Source organism: Enterobacter sp. 2VL (assembly GCF_005503595.1).
GTDB classification, from domain to species: Bacteria; Pseudomonadota; Gammaproteobacteria; order Enterobacterales; family Enterobacteriaceae; genus Enterobacter; species Enterobacter cancerogenus.
In genome coordinates, this window is the sequence record NZ_SCNE01000010.1 from 74,862 (window position 1) to 92,915 (window position 18,054).

Genomic DNA, 18,054 nt, shown 5'->3' on the forward strand with positions numbered 1-18,054 from the left:
GCAGTACTGCACAGCGCCCAGCAGAGCACCCGCAACCACGGAGGGCTTGTACACCAGCGTTCAACCAGCCTCTCCACGCGCTACCCCTGATGTTTCAGCTGAAAGGTAAACGCCCAGCGGCCCTGCTTATCCTGCTGCAACGCCCCCACGGTGCCGGGACTAAACCCGTCCACGCGCCCGAGCGCATCCCGCATCGCCGTCAGGGCCGGAGCCGTAGTGGCATAACCGGTCAGCACCAGCCCCGGCGGCTGATAGCGCAGCTCCGTGAGCCACGCCTGCTCCGGAATCAGCGCCGACAGCGAGGTCAGTGCCGGTCGCCACGCCACCCGGGGCGCGGCTTCCGGTACCGCCGCGCGTTTTTGCGCAGCCTGCCACGCCAGCTGGCGGGCTTTCAGCGTCTGCTCAACCGCGTGTACACCCGCCCATTCACTTTGCCACGCGCGCAGGGCCAGGAGCTTATCCACCCGCAGGGCTGACAATGTCGTCAGGATCATCACCAGCGAGCCCGTAAACATCACGCCCCATAAGCGCAGGCAGCGCGTCCGGCGATACTGTCGCCAGGGTAAAAGGTTTGCCGGGATCATGCGGGCACCTCACTCATCGCCAGCGCCAGGGCGACGGTAAAATCCGCACCGTTTTCGGGTAAGGGGGGCTGGCAGCGCGTTAGCGTTTCCCAGGGATCGCGCGTCGCATCAAAGAGCGCGATATCCGATGCAGAAAGCGCCAGCAGCGCGGCCAGCCCGGAGATGTCGGCCGCGTCATCAATCGGACGTCGTCCCCACTGGTGACGCATCGCCCACAGCCACTGGCTTTCATCCCGCCAGGCCACGCACGAGGCGGGGGCCACCGCCGGGAGAAAGTTTGCCAGCGCGCCCGCATCGGGCGTAATGGCCACCAGGCGCAGCTGTAGCGCCTTCGCCAGCGCCAGGAGCGTTGCCACCTCTTTGTTTTGTGCCGCCGTGACATGCCAGGTGCTGCTGAAAGTGTCCTGAGAATAATCGAAGCACAGCGCGTCGGCTGGCATCTCCAGCTCGCGCGACAGGGCAGAGCTGACCCAGGAGACCTGCTCGCTGTCGCAAAGCGTCAGGGTGGGCCGGGGAAACGACCGTTGCAGCGTTCGCGCTGCGGGAAAGGCGAGGAAAACCCGGTGGTAATGCGGCAACGTTCGCCGCCAGTCGCGCAGCGCGTCAATCAACTGGTCAGGCTTGTGAATTTTGCCCTCGCTGATGATGCCTTGCGCCAGTGGAACGGCCCACCAGCGCCGTAAACGCCAGGCCGTTTTCTCGCGAACCAGTGCAACAATCATCACCTTATCTTGTTGAATATGAACGCCCGTTTGCCATGTATTGAAAGCCATGCTTCACGATCTCCTTATCGTCCGTCAGGTTGACGGCTATATCAATGAATCAGGCTTGCCTTTATACTACCGCGCGATTGTTTAGAAACTGCCCAAGTGAAACCAAATGGGAAATCTCCGGTGAAGTTCGTAAAGTATTTATTGATCCTTGCAGTCTGTTGCATTCTGCTGGGAGCAGGCTCGATTTATGGTTTGTACAAATTTATTGAGCCGCAGCTGCCTGATGTCGCCACGCTTCGCGATGTGCGTCTCCAGATCCCAATGCAGGTCTATAGCGCCGATGGCGAGCTCATGGCGCAATATGGCGAAAAACGCCGTATCCCGCTGACCTTAAACCAAATTCCGCCCGTCATGGTGAAGGCCTTTATCGCCACCGAGGACAGCCGTTTCTACGAGCACCACGGTGTCGATCCGGTGGGGATTTTCCGCGCCGCCAGCGTCGCACTGTTCTCCGGCCATGCGTCGCAGGGGGCGAGTACCATTACGCAGCAACTGGCGCGTAACTTCTTCCTCAGCCCTGAAAAGACGCTGATGCGTAAGATTAAAGAGGTGTTCCTCGCCATCCGCATTGAGCAACTGCTGAGCAAAGATGAGATCCTTGAGCTTTATCTCAACAAGATCTATCTGGGCTACCGCGCCTATGGCGTGGGGGCGGCGGCGCAGGTCTATTTCGGTAAGCCTATCGAGCAGCTTACCTTAAGCGAAATGGCGACTATCGCGGGCCTGCCGAAAGCGCCTTCAACGTTTAACCCGCTGTACTCGCTGGAACGTGCCACGGCGCGTCGTAACGTTGTGTTGTCGCGTATGTTAAGCGAAGGCTATATCAGCCAGAACGAGTATGACCAGGCGCGCAGCGATGCTATCGATGCCAACTACCATGCCCCGGAGATCGCGTTTTCCGCGCCGTATCTCACGGAAATGGTTCGCCAGGAAATGGTCAGGCGTTACGGTGAGAAAGCCTATGAAGATGGCTATCGCGTTTACACCACGGTGACCCGCAAAGGTCAGCAGGCAGGGCAGCAGGCGGTGCGTAACAACGTGATGGATTACGACATGCGCCACGGCTATCGCGGTCCGTCGAACGTGCTGTGGAAAGTGGGCGAAAGCGCATGGGACAGCAAAAAAATCACCGACTCGCTGAAATCGCTGCCGACCTACGGCCCGCTGCTGCCTGCGGTTGTTACCCAGGCCGATCCGCAGGAAGCGGTGGCCATGCTGGCCGACGGTACCTCGGTATCGCTGCGCATGGAGGGCATTCGCTGGGCACGACCGTACCGGTCTGACACCCTGCAGGGGCCAACGCCACGTAAAGTGACCGACGCCGTCCAGACGGGTCAGCAGGTCTGGGTTCGCCAGGTGGGAGATGCCTGGTGGCTGGCGCAGGTGCCGGACGTGAACTCTGCGCTGGTGTCGATCAATCCTCAAAACGGTGCGGTGATCGCCCTGGTGGGCGGGTTTGATTTCAACCAGAGCAAGTTTAACCGTGCCACCCAGGCACTGCGTCAGGTTGGCTCGAACATCAAGCCGTTCCTCTACACCGCGGCGATGGATAAAGGCCTGACGCTCGCCAGCATCCTCAACGACGTGCCGATTTCCCGCTGGGATGCCGGGGCCGGTTCCGACTGGCAGCCGAAAAACTCGCCAGCGCAGTATGCAGGCCCTATTCGCCTGCGTCAGGGGCTGGGACAGTCGAAAAACGTGGTGATGGTACGCGCGATGCGCGCGATGGGCGTTGATTATGCCGCAGAGTATCTGCAGCGTTTCGGCTTCCCGGCGCAGAACATCGTTCACACTGAATCGCTGGCGCTGGGTTCAGCCTCGTTTACCCCGCTGCAGGTTGCGCGCGGGTACTCGGTGATGGCAAACGGCGGGTTCCTGATCGATCCGTATTTCATCAGTAAAATTGAGAACGACCAGGGCGGCATTCTGTTCGAAGCCAAACCGAAAATCGCCTGTGCCGAGTGCGATATTCCGGTGATTTACGGCGATACGCCGAAGTCGAACGTGCTTGAGAACAAGGATATGGAAGATGTGGCTATCTCTCAGGAGCAGCAGAATTCAACCGTACCGCAGCCGCAGCTGGAGCAGGCCAACCAGGCGCTGGTCGCGCAAACCGGCGCGCCTGAGTATGCGCCGCACGTGATCAACACTCCGCTCTCATTCCTGATTAAGAGCGCGCTGAACACCAACATCTTCGGTGAGCCAGGCTGGCAGGGCACCGGCTGGCGTGCAGGGCGCGATTTGCAGCGCCACGACATCGGCGGGAAAACGGGGACCACCAACAGCTCGAAAGACGCGTGGTTCTCCGGTTACGGCCCGGGCGTGGTGACTTCCGTCTGGATCGGCTTTGACGATCACCGTCGCGATTTGGGCCGCACCACCGCTTCCGGCGCGATCAAAGATCAGATCTCCGGTTATGAGGGCGGCGCGAAAAGCGCTCAGCCAGCCTGGGATGCGTTCATGAAAACCGTTCTGGAAGGGGTGCCGGAGCAGCCGCTGACGCCACCACCTGGCATAGTGACGGTTAATATTGACCGCAGCACCGGGCAACTGGCGAACGGCGGCAACAGTCGTGCAGAGTATTTCATCGAAGGCACCCAGCCAACCACGCAGGCGGTGCATGAGGTGGGTACAGAGCTGATTGATAACGGCGAGACGCACGAGCTGTTTTAAAAAATAAAATGCCCGATGAAAATCGGGCATAACATCGCAGGCCGGGTAAGGCGACGCCGCCACCCGGCTTTTTTATGGGCTAAAGCCGCCCCTGTCCTTTTAGCCATTCCCGCACCAGGAACAGCGCGCTCACGTTACGCGCTTCGGTAAAGTCCGGCTCTTCCAGCAGATCCATCAGATGCGCCAGTGGCCAGCGAACCTGCGGCAACGGCTCAGGCTCGTCCCCTTCCAGCCATTCCGGGTAGAGGTCTTCCGCCACCACAATGTTCATTTTGCTGGAAAAGTAGGATGGTGCCATGCTCAGTTTTTTGAGGAACGACAGCGCGTTTGCGCCAAAACCCGCCTCTTCTTTTAGCTCGCGGTTTGCCGCTTCAAATACCGACTCGCCCGGGTCAATCAGCCCTTTCGGGAACCCAAGCTCATAGGATTCCGTTCCCACAGCGTATTCGTGGATCAAAATCAGATGATCGTCAACGATGGGAATGATCATCACCGCTTCGCGCGATGACGGGCGCATACGTTCATAAACGCGACGCACACCGTTGCTGAACTCCAGGTCCACGCTTTCGACATTAAACAGACGCGATTTCGCGACCGTTTCAACGTGCAGAATGGTGGGTTTTTGTAGTGGTTTGCTCATCTTGATGGGTCTTTGCTGTGTGATCTGGCTTTATTGTGCGATATGCCGCACGGTTTCGGCAATGTCAATTGTTCTTTATTTACATTCTTGCAACGTAAAAGGATGTAGTTCTCAATTCAAAAGAAAAGTCAAGAGGTTGAAATGTTTCCAGGAATTTGCTGATATCGCGCCATGGCAGGCTTTGCTATCATCATCGATCACTGGGATGCGCTTCAAAATGCTCAAGTTCGACTCCTTACTTGCCGATAGCCAACCACAGACTCTGTTTCATTTTTAAAGGTGCAACTGACTACACCTGTAAGAAAATTAAGTAAGATGGGGAAAGCATGAGCACCATTTTGATTTTTCTCGCTGCTATGCTGGCCGGCGCAATGATTGCAGGGTGGCTATACAGGCGTCGCGTACATCGCCGATATCGGCTGCCCTTCCTGAACGCTTTTGCTGGCGCGACCACGCGCAAGCTGTCGCCAGAAGAACGCAGCGCAGTTGAACAATACCTTGAAACGCTTAATCGCTCTCAGCAATCGCCCGGGCCGACGGGGGCGACTGCCGCGCCGGTATCGCTCAACCTGAACGCGCAAAGCGACACGGTGCTGTGCGTGACGCGTTCCATTACCCGCTATGGCATCACTACCGACGATCCCAATAAATGGCGCTACTACCTCGACTCGGTTGAGGTGCATCTGCCGCCTTTCTGGGAGCAGTACATCAACGATGAGAACAGCGTAGAGCTGATCCATACCGATGCCCTTCCGCTGGTGATTACGCTTAACGGCCACACCCTGAGCGAATACGTTCAGGAAGCGCCGCGCTTTGCGCTGGAGCGCGCAAGCTCCACGCAGGCCTCGATTCGGGGTGAAGAGACCGAGCAGATTGAGCTGCTGAACATCCGTCAGGAGACGCATGAAGAGTACGCTCTGAGCCGCCCGGATGGCATCCGCGAAGCGGTGCTGATCGTGGTCGCGTTCCTGCTGTTTTTCTTCTGCCTGCTCACGCCCGACGTGTTCGTGCCGTGGCTCGCCGGTGGGGCTATTCTGCTGCTGGCCGCCGGGCTATGGGGCCTGTATGCCCCTCCCGCGAAAACTTCGCTGCGTGAAATCCACTGCCTGCGCGGAACGCCAAAGCGCTGGGGGTTGTTCGGCGAGAACGATCAGGAACATCTCAACAATATCTCGCTTGGCATTATCGATCTGATCTACCCGCGCCACTGGCAACCGTGGATCGTCCAGGATTTAGGCCATAAAACGGATATTGATATCTACCTCGACCGCCACGTTGTGCGCCAGGGGCGGTATCTCTCCCTGCATGATGAAGTGAAAAACTTCCCGCTTCAGCACTGGTTGCGCAGCACGGTGATCGCCGGGGGGGCCGCACTGGTCTTCGCGATGCTGCTGCTTTTCGTTCCGCTGGATATGCCGATCAAATTCACCCTGTCGTGGTTTAAAGGGGCGCAAACCGTCGAAGCCACCAGCGTTAAACAGCTGGACGACGCGGGCGTGCGCGTCGGCGATACGCTGCGTCTGAAGGGAACCGGGATGTGTAATATCCATGCGCCGGGCGCGTGGAACACCCGTCAGAATTCACCGTTTATGCCGTTCGACTGTTCGCAAATTATCTGGAACGACGCGCCTCCCCTGCCGTTACCGGAATCGGATATCGTCACCAAAGCCAATGCGCTCACCCAGACGGTCAACCGCCAGCTTCACCCCAAACCGGATGATGATTCTCGCGTCAGCCCGGCGCTGCGCTCGGCAATTCAAAAATCCGGCATGGTACTGCTCGATGACTTCGGTGAAATCGTGCTGAAGACAGAGGATTTGTGTTCCGCTCAGGACGAGTGCGTGCGCCTTAAAAACGCCCTGGTGAACCTGGGTAACAGCAAAGACTGGGATGCTTTGGTGAAACGCGCCGAAGCGGGACGACTGGATGGCGTCAACGTGCTGCTGCGCCCGGTCAGCGCCGAGTCGCTGGACAACCTGGTGGCAACGTCCACCGCGCCGTTCGTGATGCGCGAAACCACCCGTGCGGCGCAGGCGCTAAACAGCCCGGCACCGGGCGGCTTTGTTATCGCCAGCGATGAGGGCAGCGACCTGGTCGACCAGCCTTATCCTCAGGTCTCTCTTTACGACTACCCTGCTCAGGAGCAGTGGGGTGAATTCCAGCGGCTGGCGCAGATGCTGATGCAAACGCCGTTCACCGCAGAAGGGATCGTAACGGGAATTTATACCGATGCCAACGGCACACGTCATATCGGCCTGCACCGCATGCCGGATAGCGCCGGGTTATGGCGTTACATTGGCACCTCCCTGCTGATGCTCACGATGCTGGTGTGCATTATTTGCAACGGCTATCTGGCGGTACGCCGCTATCAGCGCTCGCGTTCGCGTCTGGCCGACATCCAGCAATATTATGAAAACTGCCTTAATCCTCAGCTTATCTCCGCCCCCGAGAGCCTGATCGGATAACGTCACCGCGCGACAAGTTGTGCTACCCTGTCGCGCACGTTTCTTCTGGCTGGAGTTTCCCTTATGCATCTTGATATCGCCTGGCAGGACGTCGATACCGTCCTGCTGGATATGGACGGCACGCTGCTCGATCTCGCCTTTGATAACTACTTCTGGCAAAAGCTGGTGCCGGAAACCTATGGCGAGCAGCAGGGTATCTCCGCCGCAGAAGCACAGGAATTCATTCGTTCGCAATATAGCGCGGTGCAGCATACGCTAAACTGGTACTGTCTTGATTACTGGAGCGAGCGCCTCGGCCTGGATATTTGTGCCATGACGACGACGCAGGGGCCGCGCGCCGTCTTGCGTGAAGACACGGTGCCGTTCCTGGATGCCCTGAAAGCAAGCGGCAAGCGCCGTATTTTGCTGACCAACGCGCATCCTCATAACCTGGCCGTGAAGCTGGAACACACCGGTCTTGCTGCGCACCTTGATTTATTACTTTCCACCCACACATTTGGTTATCCGAAAGAGGATCAGCGTTTGTGGCATGCGGTTGCGGAAGAGACCGGTTTACAGCCGGAGCGAACCCTGTTCATTGATGACAGCGAGCCGATTCTGGATGCGGCCGCCACGTTCGGGATCCGCTACTGCCTGGGCGTGACCAATCCTGATTCTGGCCTGGCCGAGAAAAGCTACGTGCGGCATCCGGGGCTGAACGATTATCGCCGGATGATCCCCTCACTCACCGTGAAGGAGACGCCATGAAAGAAAAGCCCGTTGATGGGGTAAGACTGGATAAATGGCTGTGGGCTGCCCGTTTTTATAAAACGCGTGCCCTTGCCCGTGAAATGGTTGACGGCGGCAAAGTGCATTACAACGGCCAGCGCAGCAAACCGAGCAAGCTGGTTGAACTGAATGCCACCCTGACGCTTCGCCAGGGCAACGATGAAAAAACGGTGGTGGTAAAAGCCATCACCGAGCAGCGGCGCCCCGCAACCGAAGCCGTTTTGCTTTATGAAGAGACGGCAGAAAGCATTGAGAAGCGCGAGAAAACCGCGCTGGCGCGCAAAATGAACGCGCTGACGATGCCACACCCGGACCGGCGACCGGATAAGAAAGAGCGCCGCGATCTGATGAAATTTAAACACGGTGAGAGCGAATAACCTCACCTGCACGAGAGATGAAAATGGCCCAACACGACCAATTACACCGCTATCTGTTTGAACAATTCGCCGTGCGCGGCGAGCTGGTCACCGTATCCGAAACCTGGAAACAGATTCTGGAAAACCACAACTACCCGCTGCCGGTGAAAAACCTGTTGGGCGAACTGCTGGTTGCCACCAGCCTGTTGACCGCCACGCTGAAATTCGCAGGCGATATCACCGTGCAGCTGCAGGGCGATGGCCCGATGACGCTGGCAGTGATCAATGGCAACAACCAGCAGCAGATGCGCGGCGTGGCGCGCGTTCAGGGCGACGTACCTGAAAACGCAGACCTCAAAACGCTGGTGGGTAATGGCTACCTGGTCATCACCATTTCACCAGAAGAAGGCGAGCGCTATCAGGGCGTTGTCGGCCTGGAAGGCGATACCCTGGCCGCCTGTCTGGAAGATTACTTCATGCGTTCTGAACAGCTGCCTACCCGTCTGTTCATCCGCACCGGTGAAGTGGACGGCCAGCCGGCGGCTGGCGGTATGCTGCTGCAGGTTCTGCCTGCTCAGGACGCGCAGACCAACGATTTCGAGCACCTGGCGACGCTGACGGAAACCATCAAAGCGGAAGAGCTGTTCACCCTGTCAGCGACCGACGTGCTGTGGCGTCTGTATCACGAAGAAGAAGTGACGGTTTACGATCCGCAGGCGGTTGAGTTTAAGTGCACCTGCTCCCGCGAACGTTGTGCGGGCGCGCTGAAAACCCTGCCAGATGAAGAGATCGACAGCATCATGGCGGAAGACGGCGAAATCGACATGCACTGTGACTACTGCGGCACGCATTACGTGTTCAATTCGATGGATATTGCGGAAATCCGCAATAACGCCTCCCCGGCGGATCCGCAGGTTCACTAAGCTCTGAGCCTGTTGCCCGGCGGCGCTATGCTTGCACGGGCCTACAAAAATTGTGCAGTCTCTTGATATGATTGCTCATTGTAGGCCGGGTAAGCGTAGCGCCACCCGGCAGGACCCGGCAAGAAAGTGCGCTAGCGCTACTGCGCGTTGTTGTAACTGTCGTAACTCATGTCGACACGCTCCCCGAAAATCTCAATATCCGCCCAGGGTTTCACGATAGATTTCACCCTCCCCTGCCGTAATGCGCGGTCGAGTTCTTCTCTGGTCAATGCCTCCGGCATTTTCCACGCGTCTCCGGCTATCCTCCAGCCTGTGTCTGTTTGTGTGTAAGCCACGATCGTGCGATCGGTGAATTGATACAGTACCGCTTCCGGTTTGCCGTCTCCGTTGAGATCGAGCGACATGAGCAAACAGTTACCCTGGGCGCTATCACAGCTCTCAAAGCGATACTGATTGCTAAGCATGGCTTGCCATAATCCTTTGTCAGGACGGGCCATTCCCGGCGCGAGCTGGACCTGCTTTTCCAGCATCGCGGCGGTCATTTTCTCCGCCCCGCCACGGTTTCCAGAGAGAAGACCATTAAGCTCGCGCTGGCGCTTAGGGTTTGAAATAAACTGCGGATCGTTTTGCAGCATTTCCAGCGCCTCTCGTCCCTTACGCCCGCTGTGGCTGAGCATATACAGGCTTAACTGATCTGCCGCGAGCCGCCCTTCCTTGTAGCGCGCCATATGGCTGTTCACGCTAATGCGCCACGGGTCGAGCACGGGGGTGTGGATCAACATCAGAAAGAGCAGTGAGAGCAACCCTGTCGCTGGCGTGACGTACGCCTGGAGCTTTTGCGATTCACGACGGTAGAAAAGGACGCTGACGCAAAAACCGACCGCCCACACCAGCGCCACCATAGTGACCAACGTGCCGTACAGGCGATCGGGCGACCAGCCGTACTGTGAAATGCGCAGCCACAGTGCCCATGCGGCCAGAACGGGATAAACCGGCACAACGATCACCGCCAGGCGAACCAAAGCGTTCAGCGCAGAGTAGTAAGGCAAGGTGCGGCGCTGCGGATGCCAGACGACCGTCACCAGAAGCAGCAACAGTAACGCCAGCGTCGTGAGCAGGCCCGCTGCGGAGATGCGTGTTGAAATGGTATCCAGGCCCACGAAAGGCAATGCGCCGATAAAGAGCAACGCCAGCGCCGCCGTCAACGGCAGCAGGCCGGTGGCGATAAGCGTGAGCAGATGCTGCAATGCGGCGATGAGCCGCACCTGCACGCATAGTCGATGTACCAGGTCACCGCGTAGCACAGCGCTCCCTGCAATGCGCCGGCAAGTACCACGGCACCACGCGCCGGGAGCGACAGCGTCTCACTGTTTTCCATTTCTCATCCCTTTTTCACGAAAAGCGTATTGTTTCAGGACAGGCACCCTCAACATAGTCAGAAATCTGCACTGCCGCAGGCGATGTGAATCGTTTTTAGCACTGTAACTCTTACGTAATTTTCCAACATGTATGCGATTACATTCACATTCTCTCCGTTAAAATCACCAGCATTTAACCTTTTAGGAACATTTTCCCCACCCAAAAAGCGATTCCTGCGATAATCCGCCTGCCCTGTGACTGGAGTCGCAGCGTTTTCCGTTAGCAAGGGTTTTGTCCAGATACGTAAATCTATGAGCCCCGTCGCGGTTAACAACCCCAGAAAAACCCTACAATTTCAGGCAGTACATATTGGCTAAGGAGCAGTGATATGCGTGTTACTGGTTTAACCCCGCAAGATCTCAAGGCTTATGGTATTCACGACGTCCAGGAAGTCGTCTACAACCCCGATTACGATACGCTGTATCAGGAAGAGCTCAATCCAGCACTGGAAGGATACGAGCGAGGTGTGTTGACGAACCTTGGTGCTATCGCCGTCGATACCGGTATTTTTACCGGTCGTTCGCCGAAAGATAAGTATATCGTCCGAGACGAAACCACCCGCGATACGCTGTGGTGGGCTGATAAAGGCAAAGGGAAGAACGATAACAAACCGCTCTCCCCGGAAACCTGGCAGCATCTGAAAGGGCTCGTCACCCATCAACTTTCCGGCAAGCGTCTGTTTATTGTCGATGCTTTCTGCGGCGCGAACGCCGACACTCGTCTCTCCGTGCGTTTTATCACCGAAGTGGCCTGGCAGGCGCATTTCGTGAAGAACATGTTTATTCGCCCAACCGACGAAGAGCTGCACGATTTCACCCCTGACTTCATCGTGATGAACGGCGCGAAATGCACTAACCCACAGTGGAAAGAGCAGGGCCTGAACTCCGAAAACTTCATCGCCTTCAACCTGACCGAGCGCATCCAGCTGATCGGCGGGACCTGGTACGGCGGCGAAATGAAGAAAGGGATGTTCTCGGTGATGAACTATCTGCTGCCGCTGCGCGGTATTGCCTCGATGCACTGCTCGGCAAACGTCGGCGAGAAAGGCGATGTGGCGGTATTCTTCGGCCTGTCCGGCACCGGTAAAACCACCCTCTCCACCGATCCGAAACGCCGCCTGATTGGCGACGACGAACACGGTTGGGATGATGACGGCGTGTTTAACTTTGAAGGCGGCTGCTACGCGAAGACCATTCGCCTGTCTGAAGAGGCGGAGCCAGATATTTACCACGCCATCCGTCGCGATGCGCTGCTGGAAAACGTCACCGTGCGTGCCGATGGCTCCATCGACTTCGACGACGCCTCGAAAACCGAGAACACCCGCGTCTCTTACCCGATCTATCACATCGACAATATCGTTAAGCCGGTGTCAAAAGCGGGTCACGCGACGAAGGTGATTTTCCTGACGGCTGATGCGTTCGGCGTGTTGCCGCCGGTTTCTCGCCTGACGGCCAGCCAGACGCAGTACCACTTCCTCTCCGGCTTTACCGCTAAACTGGCGGGGACCGAGCGTGGCGTAACGGAGCCAACGCCAACCTTCTCCGCCTGCTTCGGCGCGGCGTTCCTGTCGCTGCACCCGACGCAGTACGCCGAAGTGCTGGTGAAACGCATGCAGGCCGTCGGCGCGCAGGCGTATCTGGTGAACACCGGCTGGAACGGCACCGGCAAACGTATCTCTATCAAAGATACCCGCGCCATTATCGACGCCATTCTGGATGGTTCACTGGATAACGCCGAAACCTTCACGCTGCCGATGTTTGATCTGGCGATCCCGACGGAGCTGCCGGGCGTGGAGACGCGTATTCTCGACCCGCGCAATACCTACGGCTCACCGGAGCAGTGGCGTGAGAAGGCGGAATCGCTGGCGAAGCTGTTTATTGAGAACTTTGAGAAGTATACCGACACCCCGGCGGGCGTTGCGCTGGTGAGTGCGGGACCAAAGCTGTAACCCATCTCCCTCTCCCCGTGGGAGAGGGCCGGGGTGAGGGCATCAGACCGCAGAGGTCGTATTTTTGTCGGGTGGCGGCATCGCCTTACCCGACCTACAAAAAAGGGTGGCAGATGCCACCCTTTTTTAACTCTCTTTCACCTGCCCGCGCGTCACCGGCACCGGTAACCAGGCGCGAATGCTCAAACCGCCCCGCTCGCTGGTGCCAATCTCCAGCAGCCCGTTATGGTTATCGACAATACGCTGCACAATCGCCAGGCCTAAGCCCGTTCCGCTGGTACTGCGTGCACTGTCGCCGCGTACAAACGGCTGGAACAGGTGTTTACGCTGCTCAGGCTTAATGCCCGGACCATCGTCTTCCACCTGGAACCACGCGCGGTTAAGTTCTGAGCCGCTGCTGACCTTGATCCACCCGTTGCCGTATCGCGCCGCGTTAACCACCATATTGGCGACCGCACGCTTGATAGAGAGAGGATGCATACGCACCTGAATCTCGCCCGCCTGAAGGTCGGTATCAATTTCACGCTCGTAACCGCTCTCGGCGGCCACCACTTCACCCAGTACCGCGTTCAGGTCGGCCATTTCCATTGGCATCTCCTGCCCGGTGCGCAGGTAGTCAATGAACTGCTCGATTATGGCATTACACTCTTCGATGTCCTTGTTGATGGACTCGGCGAGATACCCGTCCTGCTCGCCCATCATCTCGGTTGCCAGACGAATACGCGTCAGCGGAGTACGCAGGTCATGGCTCACCCCCGCCATCAGCAGCGTGCGGTCGTCCGCCAGCTGCTTCACGCCTGCCGCCATGTGGTTAAAGGCGCGCGTCACCGAACGCACCTCCGACGCACCATACTCGCGCAGCGGCGGTGGAATAATCCCTTTACCGACCTGCAGCGCCGCGTGCTCCAGGTCGACCAGCGGTCGGTTCTGTATACGGATAAACAGCCACGCGCCCCCTATCGCCAGCAGCATGATCGCAAGGGTATAGCGGAACAGCGGAGAGAAGTCGCCCTGATGGATTTCAGTCAGCGGGACGCGCACCCAGATGTTGGGTGACAGCCAGGTTTTCAGCCAGACGACGGGCGAGCTTTTGTTGACCTCAACGCGCACTTCGGTTGGGCCACCCAACTGCTGCGCCATTTGCTGGCTGAGGAATTCATAGTGCTGCGCCCAGCGCAGACCCGCGTCTTCCGCCGCCTCATTCGAGTAAAGCGAAATGCCCAGTTCACGGTAGATTTCACGGCGAAACGCCGGGGGGACAACTAACTGCGTGCCGTCCTCCAGCTGCAGTTTATCGGTCATCAGCATACGGACTTCGTACGCCAGAACCTTATTAAACTGCTGGAGGCTCGGCAGGATCGCAAAGTTCAGCACCACCAGGTAGGTTGTCACCAGGCTGACAAACAGCAAGGTGACAATCAGGAGCAGAGTGCGGGCAAACGAGCTTCGCGGTGAGAAGCGCATTCGCCTCATGCTTTAGCGCCGTCCGGGACAAAGACGTAGCCCAGACCCCATACGGTCTGAATGTAACGAGGATGCGCCGGATCTTCTTCCACCATGCGGCGCAGACGGGAGATCTGCACGTCGATGGAACGTTCCATTGCGGAGTATTCGCGGCCACGCGCCAGGTTCATCAGCTTATCGCGGGAGAGCGGCTCACGCGGGTGGCTCACCAGCGCTTTCAGGACGGCAAACTCACCGCTGGTCAGCGGCATTGGCTCGTCTTCACGGAACATCTCGCGCGTGCCGAGGTTCAGCTTAAACTTGCCGAAGGCGATAACCGCCTCTTCCTGCGACGGTGCGCCAGGCAGTTCGTTCGCCTGGCGGCGCAGCACGGCGCGGATACGGGCCAGCAGCTCGCGCGGGTTGAACGGTTTTGGAATGTAGTCGTCAGCGCCGATCTCCAGGCCCACGATACGGTCAACTTCTTCGCCCTTCGCCGTCACCATGATGATCGGCATCGGGTTGCTCTGGCTACGCAGGCGGCGGCAAATAGAGAGGCCGTCTTCGCCCGGCAGCATCAGGTCGAGGACCATCAGGTGGAACGATTCGCGAGTCAGCAGACGGTCCATCTGCTCGGCGTTCGCCACGCTACGAACCTGGAAGCCCTGCTCGGTCAGATAACGTTCGAGCAGCGCGCGCAGGCGCATGTCGTCATCCACGACCAGAATTTTATAGTTCTCTTGCATTATGTGTACTCCCAAAGGTTCGGATCGTTTAATAACAGCGTATTCTAAAAAAGTGCACGTATTCGACCAGCGAATTCTGGTATAAATTCTAGTCGAAATTGTTACAAAGCATATTTAACAGCAGCTTATCTGCACACATCATCACATAAACCCTTATTTACACTGTCTGTTATTTTATGTGATACGTAATGTGCGAAAGGTTTGCAACGATGTCGAGTCAGAAGGTCACACCATGAAAACGCCCCTGATCACCCGCGAAGGGTACGAGAAGCTCAAAAAAGAGATGGATTACCTGTGGCGCGAAGAGCGTCCGGAAGTGACCAAAAAAGTCACCTGGGCTGCGAGCCTGGGCGATCGCAGCGAAAATGCTGACTACCAGTACAACAAAAAGCGGCTGCGCGAAATCGACCGCCGCGTACGCTACCTGACGAAATGCCTCGAACACCTCAAAATCGTCGATTACTCTCCGCAGCAGGAGGGCAAAGTGTTCTTTGGCGCGTGGGTGGAAATAGAGAATGACGACGGCGACACCCTGCGTTTTCGGATTGTCGGCTACGATGAAATTTTTGGTCGTAAGGATTACATCTCCATCGATTCCCCCATGGCCCGCGCCCTGCTGAAAAAGGAAGTGGGCGATTTAGCCGTTGTCCAGACCCCTGGCGGGGAAGCGAGCTGGTACGTGAACGAAATCGAGTACGTTAAATAGTCCGAGAGCGCCCTCCACGGCTGGCATTTTGCCGTGTCAGCCCGTATAACTATCCCCTGATTTTTCGACCCAACAGATGATAAAGCCATGATGAAAGAGTCGCTCTGCCGCATTATTGCGGGTGATATTCAGGCCAGAGCCGAACAGGTAGAAGCTGCCGTTCGCCTGCTTGATGAAGGGAACACCGTGCCGTTTATTGCACGTTATCGTAAGGAAGTCACCGGTGGTCTGGATGACACACAGCTGCGTAATCTGGAGACCCGCCTGGGCTACCTGCGCGAGCTGGAAGACCGACGTCAGGCCATCCTGAAATCCATCGGCGAGCAGGGCAAACTGACCAGCGATCTGGAAAAAGCCATTAACGGCACCCTCAGCAAAACCGAATTAGAAGATCTCTATCTGCCGTACAAACCAAAGCGTCGCACGCGCGGGCAGATTGCGATCGAAGCAGGTCTTGAGCCGCTGGCCGAGCTGCTGTGGAACGACCCCTCTCACGATCCAGACACCGAAGCCGCGAAATTTATCGACGCCGATAAAGGCGTGGCGGACACCAAGGCTGCGCTCGATGGCGCACGCTATATTCTGATGGAGCGCTTCTCTGAAGATGCGGCGCTGCTCGCCAAAGTGCGTGATTACCTGTGGAAGAATGCCCATATCGTCTCGACCGTTGTCAGCGGTAAAGAGGAAGAAGGCGCGAAGTTCCGCGACTATTTCGACCATCACGAACCCATTTCTACCGCGCCGTCGCACCGCGCGCTGGCCATGTTCCGCGGCCGCAACGAAGGCGTATTGCAGCTCTCCCTGAATGCCGACCCTCAGTTCGACGAGCCGCCAAAAGAGAGCCACTGCGAGCAGATCATCATCGATCACCTCGGCCTGCGCCTGAACAACGCCCCGGCAGATGCCTGGCGTAAAGGCGTAGTGAGCTGGACGTGGCGCATTAAGGTGCTGATGCACCTCGAAACCGAGCTGATGGGTACCGTGCGCGAGCGTGCGGAAGACGAGGCGATCAACGTCTTTGCCCGTAACCTGCACGACCTGCTGATGGCCGCGCCGGCGGGCCTGCGCGCGACCATGGGCCTCGATCCGGGCCTGCGTACCGGCGTGAAAGTGGCGGTGGTTGACGGGACCGGCAAGCTGGTCGCGACCGACACCATCTATCCGCATACCGGCCAGGCAGCCAAAGCGGCTGTTGCGGTAGCGGCGCTGTGCGAGAAGTACAACGTTGAGCTGGTTGCCATCGGTAACGGCACCGCGTCACGCGAAACCGAGCGTTTCTACCTGGATGTACAGAAGCAATTCCCGAAAGTCACGGCGCAGAAGGTCATCGTCAGCGAAGCGGGCGCGTCCGTTTATTCCGCGTCCGAACTGGCGGCGCAGGAGTTCCCGGATCTCGACGTTTCACTGCGCGGTGCCGTCTCAATTGCCCGCCGTCTGCAGGATCCGCTGGCGGAGCTGGTGAAGATAGACCCGAAATCCATCGGCGTGGGCCAGTATCAACACGACGTGAGCCAGACGCAGCTGGCACGCAAGCTGGATGCGGTAGTAGAAGACTGTGTTAACGCCGTCGGCGTAGATCTCAACACCGCTTCCGTTCCCCTGCTGACGCGCGTAGCGGGCTTAACCCGCATGATGGCGCAGAACATTGTGGCCTGGCGCGACGAGAACGGTCAGTTCAAGAACCGCCAGCAGCTCCTGAAGGTGAGCCGTCTGGGGCCGAAAGCCTTTGAGCAGTGCGCGGGCTTCCTGCGTATCAACCATGGCGACAACCCGCTGGATGCGTCCACCGTTCACCCGGAAGCCTATCCTGTCGTGGAACGTATTCTGGCGGCCACCCAGCAGGCGCTGAAAGATCTGATGGGCGATAACAGCGCGCTGCGTAATCTGAAAGCGGTCGATTTCACCGACGAACAGTTCGGCGTACCAACCGTGACGGACATCATCAAAGAGCTGGAAAAGCCGGGCCGCGATCCGCGTCCTGAGTTTAAAACCGCCACCTTTGCTGACGGCGTCGAAACCATGAACGACCTGCTGCCGGGCATGGTGCTGGAAGGCGCAGTGACCAACGTCACCAACTTTGGTGCGTTTGTCGATATCGGCGTGCATCAGGATGGCCTGGTCCACATCTCCTCCCTCGCCGACAAGTTCGTGGAAGATCCGCACACCGTGGTCAAAGCGGGCGACATCGTGAAGGTGAAGGTGCTGGAAGTGGATCTGCAGCGCAAGCGTATCGCCCTGACCATGCGTCTGGACGAGCAGCCTGGCGAAACCAACGCGCGCCGTGGCAGCAACGGCGGTGGCCGCGAACAGCAGCGCCCGGCGGCCAAAGCGGCAAAACCACGCGGTCGCGAGGCACAACCGGCTGGCAATAGCGCGATGATGGATGCGCTGGCGGCGGCAATGGGTAAAAAACGCTAAGTGGCTAAACGCCCGGTGGCGCTGCGCTTACCGGGTCTACGATTTTTGTAGGCCCGGCATACAGATCGCAGAAAATTAAATAATTAAGTCCTCACTCATTTATCAAAAATATGAAACCGGTTGTATATCCGTATATACACCACTATTTATCACATCTTTAACAAATAACCCTTTTGCGCTTCATTTCTTAAA

14 protein-coding genes are annotated in these 18,054 nt (G+C 57.7%); 8 read left to right on the top strand and 6 right to left on the bottom strand.

Annotation, left to right across the window (positions count from 1 at the left end; genetic code table 11):
- Positions 1 to 80: 80 nt before the first annotated feature.
- Both FFS28_RS19070 and pilM read right to left on the bottom strand, forming a co-directional pair.
- Positions 81 to 584: a PilN domain-containing protein gene (locus FFS28_RS19070; protein ID WP_137903708.1), complete on the bottom strand. Its 504-nt coding sequence runs from the start codon at positions 582 to 584 to the stop codon at positions 81 to 83.
- Complete coding sequence (pilM, locus tag FFS28_RS19075) at positions 581 to 1,357, bottom strand: pilus assembly protein PilM (RefSeq protein WP_137903709.1); 777 nt, start codon at positions 1,355 to 1,357, stop codon at positions 581 to 583. The genes FFS28_RS19070 and pilM overlap by 4 nt, the downstream gene beginning before the upstream one ends.
- A 120-nt stretch (positions 1,358 to 1,477) precedes the next feature.
- On the opposite strand from pilM, the gene mrcA reads away from it, so the two are divergent.
- On the top strand, positions 1,478 to 4,030 hold the full coding sequence (gene mrcA / locus FFS28_RS19080) for a peptidoglycan glycosyltransferase/peptidoglycan DD-transpeptidase MrcA (protein ID WP_171007422.1): 2,553 nt from the start codon (positions 1,478 to 1,480) through the stop codon (positions 4,028 to 4,030).
- A 79-nt stretch (positions 4,031 to 4,109) separates the two neighbouring features.
- Here mrcA and nudE read toward each other — a convergent pair whose 3' ends face one another.
- Entirely contained in the window at positions 4,110 to 4,670 is a 561-nt protein-coding gene (nudE, locus tag FFS28_RS19085; RefSeq protein ID WP_006177881.1) for an ADP compounds hydrolase NudE, read from the bottom strand.
- 326 nt (positions 4,671 to 4,996) lie between these two features.
- On the opposite strand from nudE, the gene FFS28_RS19090 reads away from it, so the two are divergent.
- The 4 genes from FFS28_RS19090 (at position 4,997) to hslO (ending at position 9,182) form a co-directional block, all read left to right on the top strand.
- Positions 4,997 to 7,135: an intracellular growth attenuator family protein gene (locus tag FFS28_RS19090; RefSeq protein WP_058609484.1), complete on the top strand. Its 2,139-nt coding sequence runs from the start codon at positions 4,997 to 4,999 to the stop codon at positions 7,133 to 7,135.
- Between the two features lie 63 nt (positions 7,136 to 7,198).
- Positions 7,199 to 7,882 (top strand): GMP/IMP nucleotidase, encoded by a 684-nt coding sequence (yrfG, locus tag FFS28_RS19095; RefSeq protein WP_006177884.1) that lies wholly within the window; start codon positions 7,199 to 7,201, stop codon positions 7,880 to 7,882.
- Positions 7,879 to 8,280 carry a ribosome-associated heat shock protein Hsp15 gene (gene hslR / locus FFS28_RS19100; protein ID WP_006177885.1) on the top strand — a complete coding sequence of 134 codons (402 nt, stop codon included), beginning with the start codon at positions 7,879 to 7,881 and terminating at the stop codon, positions 8,278 to 8,280. The genes yrfG and hslR overlap by 4 nt, the downstream gene beginning before the upstream one ends.
- Before the next feature lie 23 nt (positions 8,281 to 8,303).
- The gene (gene hslO / locus FFS28_RS19105; protein ID WP_058609502.1) at positions 8,304 to 9,182 is read left to right on the top strand and encodes an Hsp33 family molecular chaperone HslO; all 879 of its coding nucleotides are present in this window, start codon (positions 8,304 to 8,306) and stop codon (positions 9,180 to 9,182) included.
- A 137-nt stretch (positions 9,183 to 9,319) separates the two neighbouring features.
- On the opposite strand, the gene FFS28_RS19110 is transcribed toward hslO, so the two are convergent.
- A complete protein-coding gene (locus tag FFS28_RS19110; RefSeq protein ID WP_249357457.1) occupies positions 9,320 to 10,486 on the bottom strand; it encodes a DUF4153 domain-containing protein in 1,167 nt (388 codons plus the stop codon).
- A 443-nt stretch (positions 10,487 to 10,929) separates the two neighbouring features.
- Between FFS28_RS19110 and pckA the strand changes: the two genes are divergently transcribed.
- Positions 10,930 to 12,549: a phosphoenolpyruvate carboxykinase (ATP) gene (gene pckA, locus FFS28_RS19115; RefSeq protein ID WP_058609487.1), complete on the top strand. Its 1,620-nt coding sequence runs from the start codon at positions 10,930 to 10,932 to the stop codon at positions 12,547 to 12,549.
- Positions 12,550 to 12,675: 126 nt separating this feature from the next.
- Here the strand turns inward: pckA and envZ are convergent, their stop codons facing one another.
- Both envZ and ompR read right to left on the bottom strand, forming a co-directional pair.
- The gene (gene envZ, locus FFS28_RS19120; RefSeq protein WP_058609488.1) at positions 12,676 to 14,022 is read right to left on the bottom strand and encodes a two-component system sensor histidine kinase EnvZ; all 1,347 of its coding nucleotides are present in this window, start codon (positions 14,020 to 14,022) and stop codon (positions 12,676 to 12,678) included.
- Positions 14,019 to 14,738 carry an osmolarity response regulator transcription factor OmpR gene (ompR, locus tag FFS28_RS19125; protein WP_006177890.1) on the bottom strand — a complete coding sequence of 240 codons (720 nt, stop codon included), beginning with the start codon at positions 14,736 to 14,738 and terminating at the stop codon, positions 14,019 to 14,021. Before ompR ends, envZ begins: the two co-directional genes overlap by 4 nt.
- Positions 14,739 to 14,970: 232 nt before the next feature.
- Between ompR and greB the strand changes: the two genes are divergently transcribed.
- Positions 14,971 to 15,444 carry a transcription elongation factor GreB gene (gene greB / locus FFS28_RS19130; RefSeq protein WP_006177891.1) on the top strand — a complete coding sequence of 158 codons (474 nt, stop codon included), beginning with the start codon at positions 14,971 to 14,973 and terminating at the stop codon, positions 15,442 to 15,444.
- A gap of 87 nt (positions 15,445 to 15,531) precedes the next feature.
- Positions 15,532 to 17,862 (top strand): Tex family protein, encoded by a 2,331-nt coding sequence (locus FFS28_RS19135; protein WP_137903711.1) that lies wholly within the window; start codon positions 15,532 to 15,534, stop codon positions 17,860 to 17,862.
- Positions 17,863 to 18,054 lie beyond the last annotated feature (192 nt).